Here is a 16,083-nt window from a genome sequence, read left to right as displayed (position 1 = left end):
AAGGTAATTGATTACCTCATCAACAAAGCCATGTGTTCTTCAACTTCACCAACAAAACCTAATGGGTCAATACCGAAATGATTTAACAATTCAAAGTAAGTGTAATCATCAATTGCTCCAGTCAACCATTGACTAGCAGCGCCATTGACAATAAGCATTCCTTGAACGGTAGAATCATCTGCTTGTCCGTCAACAGACACAGTGAGTAAATCACTGATGTCTGGGGGAATCCACAGTAAATTATTGTCAGATGCAATTGACATTACACACCTTCTGGTTTGAATCGATAACGGCTAGCTAGGGCGTTTTCGCTACCACTAAATAATCCAGTGAAAGCCGTTTGCCCTTTAATTGCTGTAACGACGGTGTCGTAAGTATTTGATGCTTCTTTCTTGCCAAAATTAGTAGTTACAGAATCATTTTCATGCCGATAATATTGTCTGCCTGTAATCCGAGATGCTTCTTTGGTAGTAGCTGTTGTTATCCTTTGAATAACTGTTAGTTTGGCAAACTTGAATTTGTGAACATTATCTATGATGTTAGGAGTCGTCAAAGCTGCAAGTTCCGCAGTTGTGAAAGTATACTCAGCAACGATTGTCTGTAACTTTTTAGCTAATTCTGCACCTCTGCCGGTTTGAGTAGGACTAATTAATCTTGCAGGAATATAAACAAGATTTATTCCGCTTGTATCAAATGGAATAATTGCACCAGCAACTCGATCAGTTTTTACTTTATTAGCCGCCGTGGTAATAGCTGCGTACGCAGTCTGCCTAGCTTCTGTATCTTTCTGTAGCCACGTCATATATTTGGCGTGATCGGCAGCTAGGCGAACACCACGACTAATATCTTTATAAGCCATTTTATTTTTTGATAAAACTTGGTTGTGACTCAACTATAGCAACGGTTTTAGCGTGATTTGTTTTTCGGAGATATATTATATTTCCCTTGTTTTTAGCGTGGTTTATTTTAGGTTGCTTCAAATTTTGACTAAAGGATTGTATCTGTTAGTCGTGTCTATCAAAAATACTGGTTGTGGCTCACCAGGAATATATACGCAAGCATACCGAAATCGAATTTTTAGTACCCGACGATAAGCTCTTTTCTTACGGGTTTTACCCATAATAACTTGAGTTTCTGTAACCGTCCCCGTAGTACTAGGTTTTTTTGGATTGCCAACATTTATTTTTAATTCGTCAAAAGGTACGTCAACTACATTACAAATCTTTTGATAAAGATTTATGCCATCTGTTTCATCGTTAGATAAAATTTTTGAACCGTTGGGAAATCCATGCTTTGTATCTTTATAGCTAATACAAAGATTTCCTTTGTCGTGAATAATTCCTTGTTTGTTAACAACAAATTGTGTCTTAATTTCATGAGCTATTTCTATTAGTTTTTCATGCAAATTAATAGAAGTGTTTTCTAAAGTCATTAACCTAACACTATACTCTGCATCAGCTTTGTAATCTTGCGTAGCTGGTACAGATTCAGAATCTTGTGAAAAGTAAAAGACTACCTTCGGATGCCCTTCAACAGGCAAATCCATATTTTCTCTAGAGCCATAGTAGACAGCTAAATTTTTTCTGCTATATCCTAACAAATCAAATAATAAATGATGCCGCAAGTTCATCATTAATTGATTATCAGAATCGAGCATTGTACAAGCGACTCTTAAGCTACTTCTAGCAGTCGCTATATTTGGCTTCCAATCAGGTGCATGATCTGAAAAATATTGCCGAACAAGTGCATTGTGCTGAGGAATATATACTTCCTGCAAATGTTCAAAAGGTTGAAAATTGTCTGGTAATTTATCATCAGGTGGGGCATTTGGATTAATTGCTGGCGTAAAAGGTGTTTTTGTTGCTCCAGATGTAACATCCGATGTTGGCGGTAGTTGCCTACCTTGGTCATCTCTAGGCGGAATAAGAATCGGATCTGCCATTAGTCACTACCATCAAAAATATCTTCTAATGTTGCAGCAATAATATTTGTACTATCTGCTTTAGCTTGTTCTTGTGCTATTACTGTTTTTGTTGGATCTGGCACTGTTACCCCAGGTTCCCATTTGAGGGGATTGCCTAATTTGTCGGTTATTGGGTGTCCTTGATCGTCTTTAGGGTTTTCTTGGTCGAGTTCTTTTTTGACAGCCCCAACACTGTTATTTATTTCAACTGCTGCTGCCGATATTCCGATCGGGATGGCGACCATCATCGCAATAGTGTTAGCTTTTTCTGTAGCGGTATTAATAAAATTGAAAAATTTACCTTTGAGATTAGGTTGTGGATTCATCCACGAATAAGCCTTTTCACCAATCACACCCCAAATTTTAAGGGCATTTCCAATTTTGGCAACATTGCCGCCAATTACTTCCATTCCAGCAGTGACAAGCCCGACTGCATTACCAATTTGATTAAAAACGTTAACACCAGCTTGATAGATTCTATTTGCTTTTGCCCAATCTTCTGATATCTCTTTGTAATTCGCTTCACCAATGGTATCAGCAATAATTTCGTGGGCTAGTTTTCCCAAAACGCCGTTAATGCTAATAGGAGTACCATCCAAACCTTTTGGTAATATGAACCCCAATACCTGATCTATGACTGTTCCCAGCGTTTGAGCAAGGTTGTTTGACAACATCAACCCATTATGAACTGTTGCTGCGAAAGTTAAAACTGACAACGCTTTTTCAACATAAGTATTGGTTGCAATCGCAGTAATCAGCGTAGTCACACCTGCTACCTGGGCAGTGAAAAATGCTTTAACTCCACCGACTAAACCTGTGGTCGTTGCATTAATATTCGCTCTAGTCGTGGCGTGTTGGGTTACAATTAATGCTCTTAAACTTGCGATATCTGCTGGATTCACGTCAATTCCATTCCTGCCGTTACGACCAGGTAATCCGTTTGTACCGTTTCTACCATTACGACCGGGTATACCAGGAATTTGTACCACTGTGGTGATGCCGTTAGTACCTGGGATTCCTTGCGCTCCAGTAAGTCCTCTGTCTCCTTTATCCCCTTTCTGCCCTGGTAAGCCTGGTAGACCTCTCAACCCTTGCAGCCCTCTTAACGACCTCACTGTTTGATAAAGTGCGATCGCTGTGAGTGCCGTAGTAAGTGCTACACCTGCTTTACCTAGTGCATCGCCTGCAATGCGCTTGGCTTGTTCCCCAATACCTTCTGCCTTGATGCCTTGTTTGTAGGCTGTCGTAGCATTCTCGTTTGCGACACCAGCATTACGAACTGCACCGTCAGCAGTTGTTTGAGCCGTCTTGGCGTTGGCGTTAGCGATTTGTGCGAAATTTTGGGCGCGTGTTGCAGTTACTTGTGCTGCACCCGCTTTCAGGTTTGCCGCTTCCCCAATACCCAAGGCATTGAGGGCGATGTTTTTTACTTCTGCGGTCAGTGACTCGTTGGCGCCGATCCGATTCTGAAGCCCTAATAATTTACCCAGAACACGGGATAAATCATTGCCTAAAGCTACTACACCGCTTTCTACTGCATCAATTCTGCCACCAAGGACATTCAGTGTCGCTAGTTGCTCAATTAGCGTGAATATCGTACCAATGACTTGAAAAATCTCTAGTATCCTACCGGCTAATCGCCCTGTCGCCGCAAGGGCTTCTGAGCTTATGCCCACTGCTTTTGCAGCGTTCGTTATTGCAGTGCCAACCTTTGTTTCCAGTGTTGCTAACGCACGACCAAGCCCGTCAACCCTTGAACCGATACCGTTGACAATCTGCTTTAAACCGTTTGCGTCAAGAGATGCGTTTAGCGCTGCTTTTGAGGCCGCTGCGGACTCAGTGACAGCATTTGATGCTTTCGCGCTTGCCGTAACAACCTCGTTTCTAGCCTGGTTTGAAAGTCCTTTCGCCAGTTCCGCCTCTTTTTTGGCAGCATCGGTAGCACTCTCTAAAGCATTGAATTTCGCGGCATTTTTGCGCTCAACGCCTGCCAGTCGTTCAGCTTCTCGCGCGTTACGCCGCTCCAATTCCCTTAATTCAGTATCAGATACTTGCAAAGCTTTGTTTTCCCGGTTTAATCGCGCTTGCTCGCCTTCGAGTTGGGTAGCTTTCGCTTGCGCTTCTCTCATCTGCCTGGCATATTCAGCAGCATTTTTTTCCGCCCTTGTTGCGGTATCTCTTGTTCCCCTCGCCTCTATCTCAAGTAAGCGTTGTTTTCTGGTATTTTCGACTGCTTCCATGAAAGCATCAGTTGCTTTTTGTTTAGCAGCATCAATTTGTGGCTGAAGTTTATTAACGGTAACAACACCCGCCGCAGCTACAGCAGTAAGAATGTCAGGTTGTAGTGACGCCTTAAGTGATGTTTTAAGGGCATTCTCATCAAGACCTTTAAGGTTTAAAAGTCGAGCATTAATAGCATTTATCTGCTGTTGTAAATTATCACAACAATCACATTTTCCAGCGCAATTAAGCGCTGTTTGCATACTTCCAATCACGTTGGAGGTACTCATATATTTAGCCGCAATTCCTATTTTTTAATTGATTTGATAAACCTTCTATTTGCGCCCAATCCAAACTTGATACACATTGACCACTACAGCCGTGAGCGCCGCAAGCAACCTGACAATCTGACAAAGAAGCATATAGTCCTAAAGTGCCGTGGGTCGTTGAAGGTACACAAGCTCCATTGATGCAGTCATAGCTTTGCAATATTTGACAAGATGCTTGGTCGCTCCGATAAATAGTATAAGTCCCGTCAGCGAATGATTCGGCGCCATTAAAAGAAGTGTACGCATAGCCCCAATAACCTTGGTCATTGGAATTAGAGTGATAAGTAACTTGTGGTTCTGAGGTGTAGAAAATAGCACGTTTCGTTGTTTGATGTGGCGCTACTACCACATCTCCGCTTATGCACCATCCTTGAGTCATTGTTTTTAATAATCACCAGGGTTAATCGTTGAGCCAGTGTCAATTTTGGCAAGGGATAGCGTTAGTTGGTCAAGCCTATATTGTGTTTGCCCTCTTGTGGTGAAGCTTGAGAATCCATCACCAAGAATTAAGCTTTGGTCAGTGTTTGCATCGAAATTTGTTTGAGTTAAATAATTCATTGCAGCCAAGAAAATACCAACCAATAAACTTTCTGCACTATTAGAGGAACTTGCTGTTAATCGAGGTAATGCCGATTTTTGGATAGTAATACTACTGCTATCCTGTGTCGCACCTGTACCAAATACTTGCACTAATGTTGGTTCAGCCATAAAAACGGATTTTGATGAGGTGAATAAATCCGTTGTATGCCTTAATCAAATTTGTGTAAATGTTCCAGTTTTATGTAGAAGAGGAAGTAATTTCACTTACCGTATGTGTTGCCATGACTTAGTTACAGAGATATTGAGTTTTTCAAAGATAAAAAGTATACCTATTTAACCCTGGAGAGAGGTAAAACAGGAACTCATCCGAAATTGAATCCAGATGTTATAAGTATCTGTACTGAATTTGCTCTGAAAATAATTTATACAATCTTTACAAGCGATCTCTCTCCAAGGTAGAAGTGCGATCGCGTTTTATTCCTTGCGTCTCCTCAAACTCCCCAAAGTAAACAGTGATGACTGTGTTGTTAGGAGTTTTGAAGGTGAAATGGGTGCTAGATGGCGAATTGGGTATATCTTGAAGAATGCAATCATCAATCCACTCGTAATCTTCCTCTCCTAAAATTCTTACTTTGAACTTGCAAGTTTCAATTTTGGAACTGAAATCCTTTCTTCGCCTCTCCTGCCACTGTTGGATCACGTTGCATTCTTTGGCTAATCTGGGCAGCGCTCTTTGACTTGGGTCTGCCTTAATACTCTTCGTTAGTGTCTGTCCTTCGGGAGTTTGGAATTCAAACCAGATTTTGCTCTCACCCGTTCCAAAACGGTGATAGGGTTCAGCGCTGACGCTGACCGTCCCAAAGTCTGTTTCGATTTTAAAGATGAAGGGTTTAACTTCAACTATTTGATAATAGCGGCACTTTGCCGGACGGGTGATAGCAGCCTGTAGGGGTAGCGCGTTGTAGACATCGCTTTCTGGTTCATTGGTTATTAAAACCTGATCTGCCTGCTCGGTTTTTTCCTCTATATAAGTTGGGGTTGCATCAGCACTATCCGTCACCTTGTTATCTGGCAAGGGTTCCGACCCGTCACCTGACCCGTCACCTGACCCGTCACCTGACCCGTCACCACCCGTCACCCGTTCCATAAGTAAGTAATCGTATGTTGGATTTTCTACATCTAAGGCGGTTCTTAGCCGTAGTCCCTTGATATATTTGCCAGTCTTAGTATGGTGTTTCAATACTGGCCATTTCAGGATGGTGTGGCAAAGTTCTACTAAATCCGGGGTGAAAACCTTGCTACTCTTGGGCAAATCGCCAGAAGCTTGGCAATGGCGGACATAGGAGCCAAACAAGGTTTGAACCTGTTCACCATTTGCACCCTCGTTTCTGTCGTTTCCAATTGAAGTAATAGCGTTGACATCGTAAATAATTTTGTCGTTGATCCAGGCTGCTACGGAATCGCCCTTCATTTGGTTGTTCCAGAATTCCAAGGTACATTCTGGGATTTCTTTTTTACCTCTGAGGACTGCGGTAACGCGCTCGTCACTAATAGAAAGCAAGTAGTTGGTGAATGCCGCTAATTCTGGTTCAAATACGGTAGATAGTTGTTGCCGCTTGGCTTCGGGAACAGTGTTGTTACAGGGAACAGTGATGGTTCGCCGTTTGGCGCGGCTGCTGCTGCCGCCACTGAAAACGGGAAAATTTGAAACTACTAGGGTCATTCCCTGGTAGTCAAAGTTGAAAGATTTCTGTCTTTTTTCTTCGGCTCTAACCTGGTCTTCACCAGTCAAACTGAGAAATCGTCCTATGGTTCCTCTGTAAGGATCTTCGTCAGGGAAGATGATCAGCCGCTTGCCAAAAGCGTTTGCTCCCTCGAATTGGTTTGTACACCAGATGGGAAGATTAGTTACTAAAACATTTTGCTTGCCAATCAATTCAGTTAGCAATCTGGTAAATGTTCCCTTGCCCGTTCCACCCAATCCAATCAGGTGAAGGAATTTCTGTAAGTCGTACCGTCCTTTAATGACAGCGTTGCAGTAGCAAATTAGTAGCTCTTTGATATCAGCATTACCAGCCGCCAGGTGTTCTAGGAAGGCGTTGATATTTTCCCAGCTTCCACCAAGAGCCGAATAATCCCTTGGTAGACACCAGGTCAGCCGATACTTTGGTGAGTGCGGCAACAAATCACCTGTCTTAACTTCTGCTACTCCGTTGAGAAAGGGGAGAAAATCGCGGGATGAGACTTGATTCCACTGGCGCTCAATAAGTTCGTGACGGAGTATTTTGACTACACCTGTGACATAATCAGGCCCAAAATTGTAAGCGCCTTCATTGCCGAGAATCTTATAAACAATTGATTCCACGTATTCCGGCGATTCATTAGACCACACGCCATCGAAGTCAGCCGCGTATCTGCGCCATTGCTTGGTCTCGTTGTCAAATGCCAGCAGTTGGCGGTAATCTTCGGCTATTTTTTTCGCCATCTGGTCAGGGGGCGGGTTTTTGTGTTTCTCTTCCTTGGAATTTGATGTGCTGTTGGGGTGAAATTGCTTCTCTAATCTTGCTATAGCACGATTGTAAGCCGAGTCAAAAGCCCCAAATCCTTTGTTTACCATCAGGTCGTCTACTCCTTTGCCATCTTCTGATGACCAGACAATATCTTCTCTGTAGGTCTTAAATCCATCCCTGTCTAGGACATTTCCTAAATCTCGTTTGGCAGCGTTAACCCGATGTCTGGTTTTTTCTTTGGTGTCACGGTCTAGGGCAAACAGCCAGATAGCATCTTCCTGGTTGAATCGTTTCAAATCAGGAATTAATTTCTCTCTGCCGCCGGAGCTACAGCCATATAAAGGTAGCGGGACGTAACCCTGAGAAAGCATGGATAATCCCTTTTTGCCCCCTTCGCCGATAATGCGGGGAATTGTAGCAGTTTCAACCCATTCCCAGAAACTGCCGTCTGTTGGCACTTCTACCCCATACCGGGAAGCAATGCGTTTTCTGGTAGATTGGGGAACTGGTGGGAGATAAACGCGATCGCCATTTTCCTTGGGAGCCATATAACGGTAAGGTCTCTGACGGTCTTCGTCCCAGAGGGAGACAACAGCTTGCCAAACTGTGCCGTCTTCGTTCATGAAGAAAGCGGCGTACATTGGCTCTTTGACTTGTTGGGTAAATCGGGGAAACGTCCAATTTAATGCCTCATGAATGGGGGTAGTGACTTCACCGCCATAGTCAAATTCCTGGTCTTCATGAAATTCGATGCAGTGTTTAAACAGCTTTGGATCTATACCACTGCCATCGATAAAGGCAGTTTCAACGAACTCTTGAAACTCATTAAATGATTGGAATCTATTTTGAGAATTAGGCGGCTGATATTCAGCAATTAGCGCCGAAGAACCTTGCTGCAAGGGAGTTGTGTTAATCATTTTTCCCTCCAGATATGCTATAGTTTAATAGATTTGATATTAATTTTTCTTTTTTTTGTTTCTGAGCAATGCCCTTGCATTCACTCAGTTTTTTTTGTCTATTTTTCATGTCGTTCTCCTAATAAATAATATTGGTTACTTAGAAAGGGATGCCATCAATGATGCTGTGGTGTACTTCGATTCCTTGCGTTTTCATGTAATTGATAAAGTCATGAACGGCGGTATGAGGGGCATTTATAGATACGCCAGTGGGGAAAACAAATAACAATCGGATTACGCGTAATCTATGTGCCCATTTTGGCAAGCTAAACATTAGGTTGAGGCGTGCTGTTTCAATCTCGAATATGAAGCGATTGAAGTGGGGTGAGTGCATGGCTCCCCACTGCCAAAATCTAAAAATTATCGCTGTTCGATTCATTCTTCTCATTGGTGACGGGTTGGTGACGGGTGAGGTGACGGGTGAGGTGACGGGTCAGAATCCTTGCTGTGTAAGGTGGTGACGGGTCAGTCCATTATTAGCCGATTTTTTAGGCAACTGCGATCGCACTTTCAAGTTCGGTTTTCTATCCATGACTAAAACGGGTCGATCGCAATTTCGAGGCAGTCGTTTATCCACTGGCTAATATCGGCAACACTAGAAATTGAATCAGCTGATTGCCGCAGCGCCGCTAGCTCAGAAGTGAATCCGCCTGCGGCATCCCAGCAAGGGGCGTTGATGTAATGTCGGCAATATTCGGCTAGGATGCTGATTTCATCGATCCTCAGATACTGGGAACTAAAGTATTTGAAAACTGCACGGGGCAATTCTCCTGATGTTTCGTTCCTCCAGTTCAGGGGCACACCCAGCGGTGGGCTGTAAATATTAGGTATTCGCCTGGGCTGGTAGCTAGTTATTTCAATGATTTCGTCACTCATGGGCGGTTGTCTCTTATCGACTGACATTGTTGCCTAATGCCATCAGCAAGTACTGGATTTGCTTCAAATAATCTCGGCAGCAAATTTAAAGTTATGGACGCTGCGGTGATTGCCTCGTGATGTTCTAGTTCTGGGTCTAGGGTTTGGAGGTAATCCACGAATTCGTTTAGCTGTTCGCAAGCAATATCAATGGCACTGTTTAATTCTGGGGAAGCCATGCTGATCGCGTCGGGGAAGACGACGATCGCAGCTTTGATCTGTTCTTCTGTGTTCACTGGTGTATTGGGTGTTGGGGTATCAGTAAGTTGCAGGTAAAGAAGAAAGTTGTCTAGTTCGTCTTCGGTTAGCAGGAGGCGCGATCGCTTGCCGTAATATTTCATTAAATGCTCTCGACCCTGTTCTGTTGTCCAGCCCAGGCGCTGCATTTCGGCATCTATACCACCCATTAGGTTGTCGAGGTTTCGTTCGTTGGTCACTGGTCATTGGTCATTGAGCGATCGCTACTGAATTCTTTGGCAGGGAGTGCCCTCGATGTCTATTCCTGTCTTTCCGCAGATGAACTTAGCCAGTAGGTAATCTCGTTCATCGCTGAAACCTTTTCTGCGTAACTAATTTCATTGATAACTTCGAGTACCGCTGCCGGAAATTTGTAGCTCTCTCCTTCCACTAAGTCGGAGATTGGGTCATCGTCGTACTTGGCAGATTTGGCTAAGAGCGCCAGTAAGTCGAGTAAGTAGGGTTTACAAAGGGCTAGTAGGAGGTCTGTTTGTTCTTGAGTCATAAGTTAGTTGTTGGGTATCAGATATGCAAACATTCCTCCCACTGGTAAGTCGCCTCCGAGAGGTTCTGCTCTACTCGCTTGTAAAGATGTCCTTTGCTCAAAATGAAGTTAGGAAATTCAAGAACGCCAATTAATTCCGTTGTTTCGGCTGTTTCCCCGGTGCTGATTTTTAGAATCACTTTCATGGTTGTCCTCTGGTTTTAAGGCAAGTAAGAAATATACCCAGGAAACTCCCCAGTAAACTCTTCTTCCTCTACTGGTGTGCGGGGAAAGAGATAATAGTGAGTTGTTCTGTAGAATGCCTCGGTCGGCGATCGAATCACCACAAATAGGTAAAGTCCACCATCTAGGAAAATAGCAGGCGGAAATCTGATCACAAAGGGCAGTTCCTTGGTTTGTTCTATTTCTCCTCTTGGTGAGGTCAAAATGGCTTTCAACACTGAATTTCACTTCCTTTTCACGCAGCAGTGAAGTCAACGTAGTAGGCAGTGCCAACAGAAAATTGAGCCGATGCCAGTGGGTTGGTGATTTGGAGTGTAATGTTACCGGCTGGTGTATATCGCCAGAAAGTTAGATTTTCTTCGCTGGGTGGGTCATTGGTTACTGGGGTGAAGACAACTGTTGCTGTCTGGGTTTCGTGGTCGAGGGTGTTCTGTTGACAGGTGAATTTAGCTCTGATCATTGGTTTTATTTGTTGGTGAACAGTGGGAAAGATTAGGGAAGGCGGATGAAGTTTGCAGCTTGATCCGCCATGTTCTAAACCGAAAGAGAAAATCGAAATGAGTCACAGACAGAAATTATCGAAATTGATTGATGAGCGTAAAAAATTTAGCGACGAGAAATATAGATTCGACTTCAGCGATCAAAATGGATTTAGTTTTGACGATGAAGACGTTGTATCTGGTTTTTCTTGTCCAGCTTTTGATATGCCGCCTATGCTTAAATTTCGCAATCTTATACAAGCCATTTTTTCCTGGATAGGTGGGAAGAATAGTTATTCTAATGCTGAGTCCCAATGGTTTTCGGAAGAGGGCTGTAAATGTGAGATTTTGCTGGTTAAAGGTGGAGGCTGGCAGAAGGGAAGATTCCGTTTTCGGCTAGAATTCATCCCTGATAACCCAGAAGCTTTTTTGAAAAATTATCCTCCAGAAGATGAAAAACCACAGTCACCATTAGATGATCTCCGATCGCAACTGAATCCCGAATAGTCACAGATACGTCGCCTAGTGCGGGGATTCTCCAGCTAAAAGCACCGGAGAATCCCTGCATTTTTGTTTAGTTTTACTTGTTTGTCCGGTCATAACATTTTTTACTCGTTTTACTAATTGGCGCAGGTGGGATAGTGACTCTGTGAGGGCAGCTGCTGAAACGGCTACATCAGTCACTCCGTGGGTTCTCGCTCAAAATAAACACGCATAAATGGGAATGTAATGGATGGACGGAACCGTTTACCAGACACTTCCGCCCAACGTTCTTTATCCAGCGAAGCCAGCAAGGTTCCGTTAAACGGACTCTTGCCAAGGTTCCGTTGCTAGTATAGTATGACAGAAGACAAAAGATCACTAACTCCAATGGATTTGAGAAAGGGTGCTGGCTTGACTCAAAGGCAAGTAGCCGTTGCTCTCGATAAAAAAGTCGCAACCATCAGTGATTGGGAAAGAGGAATAACAAAACCTCGGTTGACATTTTCCGAAACTAAAAAGCTGATGGAGATTTATCAATGCACACTTGATGAACTGATCAAAGCTTACGAAGATCAGGCATTACAACCTGAATAGTTTGCTTCACAGTAGAAAGCAGAGAAAATCTGCCTTCTACTGCCACTAATGCTGCACCCCAAACCAGGCAGAGATAGCAGCCTGCCAGCACTGAGCGAACGCCAAAGACCTGCTAGTGGGAAGTGATAACGGACAATCGACAACTTACCCAGGAGATAACCAACATGACAATTACAGTTCAAGGATTGATTGAAAAACTACAAGGCTACCCAGGTGATGCGGAAATTGCGATCGAGAATCTTGAAGACGATCACGAATTCTTTATTGCCAGTCTTGGTATGGGTGATAACAGGCTAACTATTGTTATCACCGACCGAGAAGAAGAGGAAAACGAGGAAGGATAAAGCTTTTGGACAACTGCATTCACCCATAAGTCGTAGCGATCGCAGGGTTAGCAGTACTTAGCTTCCATCCATGCTGAATGTATTAATCGATAGCTGTATTCAGCAGTAAATCCTAGCGATCGCAACCACCCTATGCCAAGAACACCTATTCATATCCAACAACCGAATGATGAAATCATTTTCAACTGGCAAGCAATTAAATTCATTGTCAAGAAAGAGGCAGGTGTCTTCGTCCACTTCCTGGGGGATGACGAACCATTGCATTTAGAAGGAGAAGCAGCAAAAGCATTCTGGGATAACGAGTATGAGCAAAGTAACAAGATTTACCCGGCACCACCAGAGGAGGAATTTAAGGACTGGCACATGTAAAAGGCAATAGCGCAACAACAGAGCGATCGCCGACACAACAAATTTAGTAATAAGGAGATTTAGCAATATCAGGCAATTAAAAATCTAGAGCAAATGCCCTGGATATCCAAAACCGATCGGCAAATAAATAAGTTTGAAAGGGAGAACAACATGAATGTAACAGATACAAAACCAGTTGACATCATCACCCGTATCGGCAACTTTAACCACACCCAGGCTATCGGCTTAAATTGCCTAATCTTCTTGGCAGTGCGGGAACAAACCACTGTTACCTATCAATATGAAGAACTCGGCTTTGAGGACATCCCTCAACAGATCGTTACCCTTTGCGATCGGCTTGATGACGACGCCCTGCTCGACTTGGCAGGACAAATCACATTTTGTCTAGTGACAGAAAAAACCGCCGCAGCGCTGGAAGAAGAAAACGCCCAACTCCTTGCTGCACAAGCAATTGACGACCAAAAACAACCAACTTTATTGAGCGACTACTAACGCACTATGACCGATCAACAGATAACCGATAAACCACTTAACGGGCAACGACCAAGCCCCATTAACAGCCGCAAAGGGCGGAAGAAGGAGTGGAAAGACTTAACTATTGACCCACTCTTGGAAGGGTACGAAAGCCATCAAGCCGACTATGTGGTAGGTAACTCGCCGATTACCTGGGCATTACTCGAAGTCGGACAACTGTTCTCGCGCTCCAAAAACGGCAAGAACTTACACGTGAAGCTAAATGATGGTCGCGCTATCTGCTTAGACACCCGGCGTCCGATTGAGTTTAAGCCATCAATCCGCAACTCTACACAGGTTTGGGTCGTGACCAATTTCAACTCGACCAGCGCAAGTAAAGCCGATTTTTAAAGGCGATCGCCATCAGCACAGATTCGCGATCGCCCAACCAACAATGTAATGTCGTCTCCACCGCTGAAAACTAAACATCACCTTGCATTATATGACTAATCAACCAAATCCCAGTAACGAAATTCACCACGTCGGCTTCCCAGAGGGGCAGCTGCTAGGCAATGGTGCAACAGTGAAGGAGTGCGCCGAAATCTCAGCCGCCTATCTCCAAGGAAAGCCACTGCCCACCAGTAATAACGAAGTTATCAACCGAATCAACGACCGCCTGACCGAAACCAGTGGCTATGGGCAGTACAGCGACTGGGGGAAAAAGTAACAAGAGTGAATCAAGCAATCATCCTTTTTTGCACCATAGCCGCCTTGGTAATTGCGATCGCCTCCCTGTGCAAGCAGCAAAGCGATCGCCCTTTCTACCTCAAAATCGAGGTGCAGTATGGCAGATGAACAAAAAATAGTCGTTGAAGTTCCGAGCAGCGGCGGTCACTATTCCCCAGTCCCCATTCCCCATTCCAACAAACTGTCGGAATTTAAGCGGGGGTGGATTGAGGCGATCGCCCTCCCAGACAATCTGCCAGACTTAGCTTACACTCTTGCTTCCACTGTGGCGATTCCCGCCTTGTTAAGTAGCTGTTGGGTAACAATACCCATGCCTGGGTTTATCCGCCTGGGGGTGTTGTTCGTTTTGGCGATCGCCGCTACTTTCGTCCTCTACTTGCGGCAAGCCGTGCCAGAGGTGAAAGATATTCTCTTACTCCGGATTGGCTTAATCGCAGTAGGGGTATTGCTAGGAATATGACAATCTACAAAATTAAGTACTGGGATAATGAAGGGCAGGGTACTACTTTGATTGATTCACCTAGCCAATTGGACGCAGAGGAAGCAGCAAATTTAATACAGGAGCAATTGCAGGAGAACGGAATTGATACTAGCCCAGTACAGATAGAAGAATTTCGGGAAGTCCAAAATTCCTTGGATCTGCTTGTAGCAAATATCCAAAGACTGGGTTTCGGGGGGTAAAGATGAGCAGTGATTTACACCCTTCCCAGTTACACCAACACTTGCAGATGTATGCCTATGCCAAGTGGTCATTCTGGGGAAGTCTAGTTGTCAGCTGTGGCTTGCTGTTTTTAGGAGCAAGCCAAAAGTCCGACTCTAAACCGTGGATACTGGCGGCCTCCGTTGGCACTTTGTCAGTAGGGCGCAGACATCGCCAAACAGCTAAACTACTTCTTGAATCACTTGGCGACATCGAAGGCGCATCGCGGTTTAACTTCCAAGCTTGGGCCCGTGCCAACACCCAACCCACAGCACAGTTAGCGCTTACCGTTGGTGCTATCGATGCCAACTGGCAACCAGAAAACTTAATCGCCGATCCGGTTGAGTACGTTAACAAAGTACAGAAACACGTTGCTTTAGTTGGGGGAACTGGTGACGGCAAATCAACCCAGGCTCAATACTTCTCTACCCGCATCGGCGGTAAGGTCGTTGTCTACGATGTAGACAGTGCCAAAGGAGATTGGGGTTGGGTCGAGCCAACTGACCTAATCGGTGACGGTGGCTTGCCAGAGGTAGACAAGGCAATGCAAGAGGCGCTTGACTACCTAGAAAAGATGCGAGTTTACCGTAAGGAAGTTTCAAAAGACATTCCCCAAGAATTTGCTCGATTTTATATTGCTGAAGAATTCCCGGTACTTGCTGACGGCGATAACGCCCCACAGTGGATTAGGCAACACGCCAAGGTAGGAAGAAAGCGCAAGCAGTTCATTATGGTGCTGGCTCAAAATGATACAGCTGCTAACTTTGCCTTAGAAGGTGATGCCGATATCTTAGATACCTGCTTTGTGCGTATCCGTTTGGGCAAGAAAGCTCAGGACTACGCCAAATCAACACTAAAGAATCCTCAGTTAGAGCAGTGGTTAAAGGGTGGCGGTAAAAAGCGGTTTATGGTCGATGATTATCCCTGTGAACTGGATTTAGGACTGTGGCAACCAAACGCGGGAGCAACACAGGAAAGCAACGACGAAGGGAATAAAGAAGTGCGATCGCAACCAGAAACCATGAATGAGTTCGAGCAATTTATCCTTGACTGGGGTCAACAGCACCCAGGTGAGATTTTAAAAGCCGCTCATCTCAGTCGGGCTACGCGGTTATTCGACAGTATGCAGCCAGACGAAATACGGATTTTCTTCGTTTCTATGGCTGATAGGGGATTGGGGGAAGTCGAAGGAAATGGTGATCGCTTGGGCTGGAGGTGGTTAAAGTAATGTCTACAGTTTGCCTACAGCCCGTCTACAGGCTGTAGGCAACGTTATATGAGTAATTGTACTCATAAATTAGCTAGTGCTTGGGTGGAAGTGCGATCGCTTAACACATCGCCAATAACCACTCGAAAGTCCGTCTACACCGCCTACAGTTTTTTAGCGCCAAAATTTTGGCTGTAGACGCTGAAAAGCGCTCTCAAAGAAAATTATAGCGATTGTAGACAAAGTTTTAAAAGCCCAAAAATTTGATTTTTTCGAAAAAAAATGAGCGATGAACTTGTCGAATTAGATT

The 16,083-nt window shown here is 44.3% G+C and carries 26 protein-coding genes; 12 read left to right on the top strand and 14 right to left on the bottom strand.

Annotated features, from left to right (window positions below):
• Positions 1–11: 11 nt before the first annotated feature.
• From NLP_RS15365 to NLP_RS15305, 14 genes are all read right to left on the bottom strand, one after another.
• Entirely contained in the window at positions 12–263 is a 252-nt protein-coding gene (locus tag NLP_RS15365; RefSeq protein ID WP_104907143.1) for a hypothetical protein, read from the bottom strand.
• Entirely contained in the window at positions 263–859 is a 597-nt protein-coding gene (locus tag NLP_RS15360; RefSeq protein WP_104907142.1) for a hypothetical protein, read from the bottom strand. The genes NLP_RS15365 and NLP_RS15360 overlap by 1 nt, the downstream gene beginning before the upstream one ends.
• A 117-nt stretch (positions 860–976) precedes the next feature.
• Positions 977–1,942, bottom strand: coding sequence for a hypothetical protein (locus NLP_RS15355; RefSeq protein ID WP_104907141.1), 966 nt, complete (start codon positions 1,940–1,942; stop codon positions 977–979).
• On the bottom strand, positions 1,942–4,473 hold the full coding sequence (locus NLP_RS15350) for a collagen-like protein (protein ID WP_158680398.1): 2,532 nt from the start codon (positions 4,471–4,473) through the stop codon (positions 1,942–1,944). Before NLP_RS15350 ends, NLP_RS15355 begins: the two co-directional genes overlap by 1 nt.
• A 4-nt stretch (positions 4,474–4,477) precedes the next feature.
• On the bottom strand, positions 4,478–4,891 hold the full coding sequence (locus NLP_RS15345) for a hypothetical protein (protein ID WP_104907139.1): 414 nt from the start codon (positions 4,889–4,891) through the stop codon (positions 4,478–4,480).
• A 5-nt stretch (positions 4,892–4,896) separates the two neighbouring features.
• On the bottom strand, positions 4,897–5,220 hold the full coding sequence (locus tag NLP_RS15340) for a hypothetical protein (RefSeq protein ID WP_104907138.1): 324 nt from the start codon (positions 5,218–5,220) through the stop codon (positions 4,897–4,899).
• Between the two features lie 265 nt (positions 5,221–5,485).
• Positions 5,486–8,479, bottom strand: a complete 2,994-nt coding sequence (locus tag NLP_RS15335) for a DUF3854 domain-containing protein (RefSeq protein ID WP_104907137.1) — start codon at positions 8,477–8,479, stop codon at positions 5,486–5,488.
• 139 nt (positions 8,480–8,618) lie between these two features.
• Positions 8,619–8,897 (bottom strand): hypothetical protein, encoded by a 279-nt coding sequence (locus tag NLP_RS15330; RefSeq protein WP_104907136.1) that lies wholly within the window; start codon positions 8,895–8,897, stop codon positions 8,619–8,621.
• Between the two features lie 155 nt (positions 8,898–9,052).
• Positions 9,053–9,394, bottom strand: coding sequence for a hypothetical protein (locus NLP_RS15325; protein ID WP_104907135.1), 342 nt, complete (start codon positions 9,392–9,394; stop codon positions 9,053–9,055).
• Positions 9,391–9,870: a hypothetical protein gene (locus tag NLP_RS15320; protein WP_158680397.1), complete on the bottom strand. Its 480-nt coding sequence runs from the start codon at positions 9,868–9,870 to the stop codon at positions 9,391–9,393. Before NLP_RS15320 ends, NLP_RS15325 begins: the two co-directional genes overlap by 4 nt.
• Positions 9,871–9,929: 59 nt before the next feature.
• A complete protein-coding gene (locus tag NLP_RS15315) occupies positions 9,930–10,175 on the bottom strand; it encodes a hypothetical protein (RefSeq protein WP_104907133.1) in 246 nt (81 codons plus the stop codon).
• A 17-nt stretch (positions 10,176–10,192) separates the two neighbouring features.
• Positions 10,193–10,360, bottom strand: a complete 168-nt coding sequence (locus tag NLP_RS33215; RefSeq protein WP_158680396.1) for a hypothetical protein — start codon at positions 10,358–10,360, stop codon at positions 10,193–10,195.
• 15 nt (positions 10,361–10,375) lie between these two features.
• On the bottom strand, positions 10,376–10,615 hold the full coding sequence (locus NLP_RS15310) for a hypothetical protein (protein ID WP_104907132.1): 240 nt from the start codon (positions 10,613–10,615) through the stop codon (positions 10,376–10,378).
• Positions 10,616–10,632: 17 nt separating this feature from the next.
• The gene (locus NLP_RS15305; RefSeq protein ID WP_104907131.1) at positions 10,633–10,857 is read right to left on the bottom strand and encodes a hypothetical protein; all 225 of its coding nucleotides are present in this window, start codon (positions 10,855–10,857) and stop codon (positions 10,633–10,635) included.
• Positions 10,858–10,954: 97 nt separating this feature from the next.
• Here NLP_RS15305 and NLP_RS15300 point away from each other — a divergent pair, with 97 nt between their 5' ends.
• The 12 genes from NLP_RS15300 to NLP_RS35555 all read left to right on the top strand — a co-directional run bounded on the left by NLP_RS15300 (position 10,955) and on the right by NLP_RS35555 (position 15,971).
• Positions 10,955–11,383: a KGK domain-containing protein gene (locus tag NLP_RS15300; RefSeq protein ID WP_104907130.1), complete on the top strand. Its 429-nt coding sequence runs from the start codon at positions 10,955–10,957 to the stop codon at positions 11,381–11,383.
• A 333-nt stretch (positions 11,384–11,716) separates the two neighbouring features.
• Positions 11,717–11,953 carry a helix-turn-helix domain-containing protein gene (locus tag NLP_RS15295; protein WP_104907129.1) on the top strand — a complete coding sequence of 79 codons (237 nt, stop codon included), beginning with the start codon at positions 11,717–11,719 and terminating at the stop codon, positions 11,951–11,953.
• Between the two features lie 164 nt (positions 11,954–12,117).
• The gene (locus NLP_RS15290) at positions 12,118–12,297 is read left to right on the top strand and encodes a hypothetical protein (RefSeq protein WP_104907128.1); all 180 of its coding nucleotides are present in this window, start codon (positions 12,118–12,120) and stop codon (positions 12,295–12,297) included.
• Between the two features lie 132 nt (positions 12,298–12,429).
• A complete protein-coding gene (locus NLP_RS15285) occupies positions 12,430–12,666 on the top strand; it encodes a hypothetical protein (protein WP_104907127.1) in 237 nt (78 codons plus the stop codon).
• Between the two features lie 150 nt (positions 12,667–12,816).
• Complete coding sequence (locus tag NLP_RS15280) at positions 12,817–13,158, top strand: hypothetical protein (RefSeq protein ID WP_104907126.1); 342 nt, start codon at positions 12,817–12,819, stop codon at positions 13,156–13,158.
• Positions 13,159–13,164: 6 nt separating this feature from the next.
• Positions 13,165–13,530 carry a hypothetical protein gene (locus NLP_RS15275; protein WP_104907125.1) on the top strand — a complete coding sequence of 122 codons (366 nt, stop codon included), beginning with the start codon at positions 13,165–13,167 and terminating at the stop codon, positions 13,528–13,530.
• An 82-nt stretch (positions 13,531–13,612) separates the two neighbouring features.
• Positions 13,613–13,846 (top strand): hypothetical protein, encoded by a 234-nt coding sequence (locus NLP_RS15270; protein ID WP_158680395.1) that lies wholly within the window; start codon positions 13,613–13,615, stop codon positions 13,844–13,846.
• 5 nt (positions 13,847–13,851) lie between these two features.
• Positions 13,852–13,974, top strand: a complete 123-nt coding sequence (locus NLP_RS35560; RefSeq protein ID WP_267894924.1) for a hypothetical protein — start codon at positions 13,852–13,854, stop codon at positions 13,972–13,974.
• On the top strand, positions 13,964–14,326 hold the full coding sequence (locus tag NLP_RS15265) for a hypothetical protein (protein ID WP_104907123.1): 363 nt from the start codon (positions 13,964–13,966) through the stop codon (positions 14,324–14,326). The genes NLP_RS35560 and NLP_RS15265 overlap by 11 nt, the downstream gene beginning before the upstream one ends.
• A complete protein-coding gene (locus tag NLP_RS15260; RefSeq protein WP_104907122.1) occupies positions 14,323–14,547 on the top strand; it encodes a hypothetical protein in 225 nt (74 codons plus the stop codon). The genes NLP_RS15265 and NLP_RS15260 overlap by 4 nt, the downstream gene beginning before the upstream one ends.
• A 2-nt stretch (positions 14,548–14,549) precedes the next feature.
• Complete coding sequence (locus NLP_RS15255) at positions 14,550–15,794, top strand: hypothetical protein (RefSeq protein ID WP_104907121.1); 1,245 nt, start codon at positions 14,550–14,552, stop codon at positions 15,792–15,794.
• 48 nt (positions 15,795–15,842) lie between these two features.
• Positions 15,843–15,971: a hypothetical protein gene (locus tag NLP_RS35555; RefSeq protein WP_267894923.1), complete on the top strand. Its 129-nt coding sequence runs from the start codon at positions 15,843–15,845 to the stop codon at positions 15,969–15,971.
• Positions 15,972–16,083: the final 112 nt, after the last annotated feature.

Source organism: Nostoc sp. 'Lobaria pulmonaria (5183) cyanobiont', from assembly GCF_002949795.1.
Taxonomy (GTDB): domain Bacteria; phylum Cyanobacteriota; class Cyanobacteriia; order Cyanobacteriales; family Nostocaceae; genus Nostoc.
The sequence above is the reverse complement of the archived record's forward strand: the minus strand, read 5'-3'. Positions and strand labels throughout refer to the sequence as shown.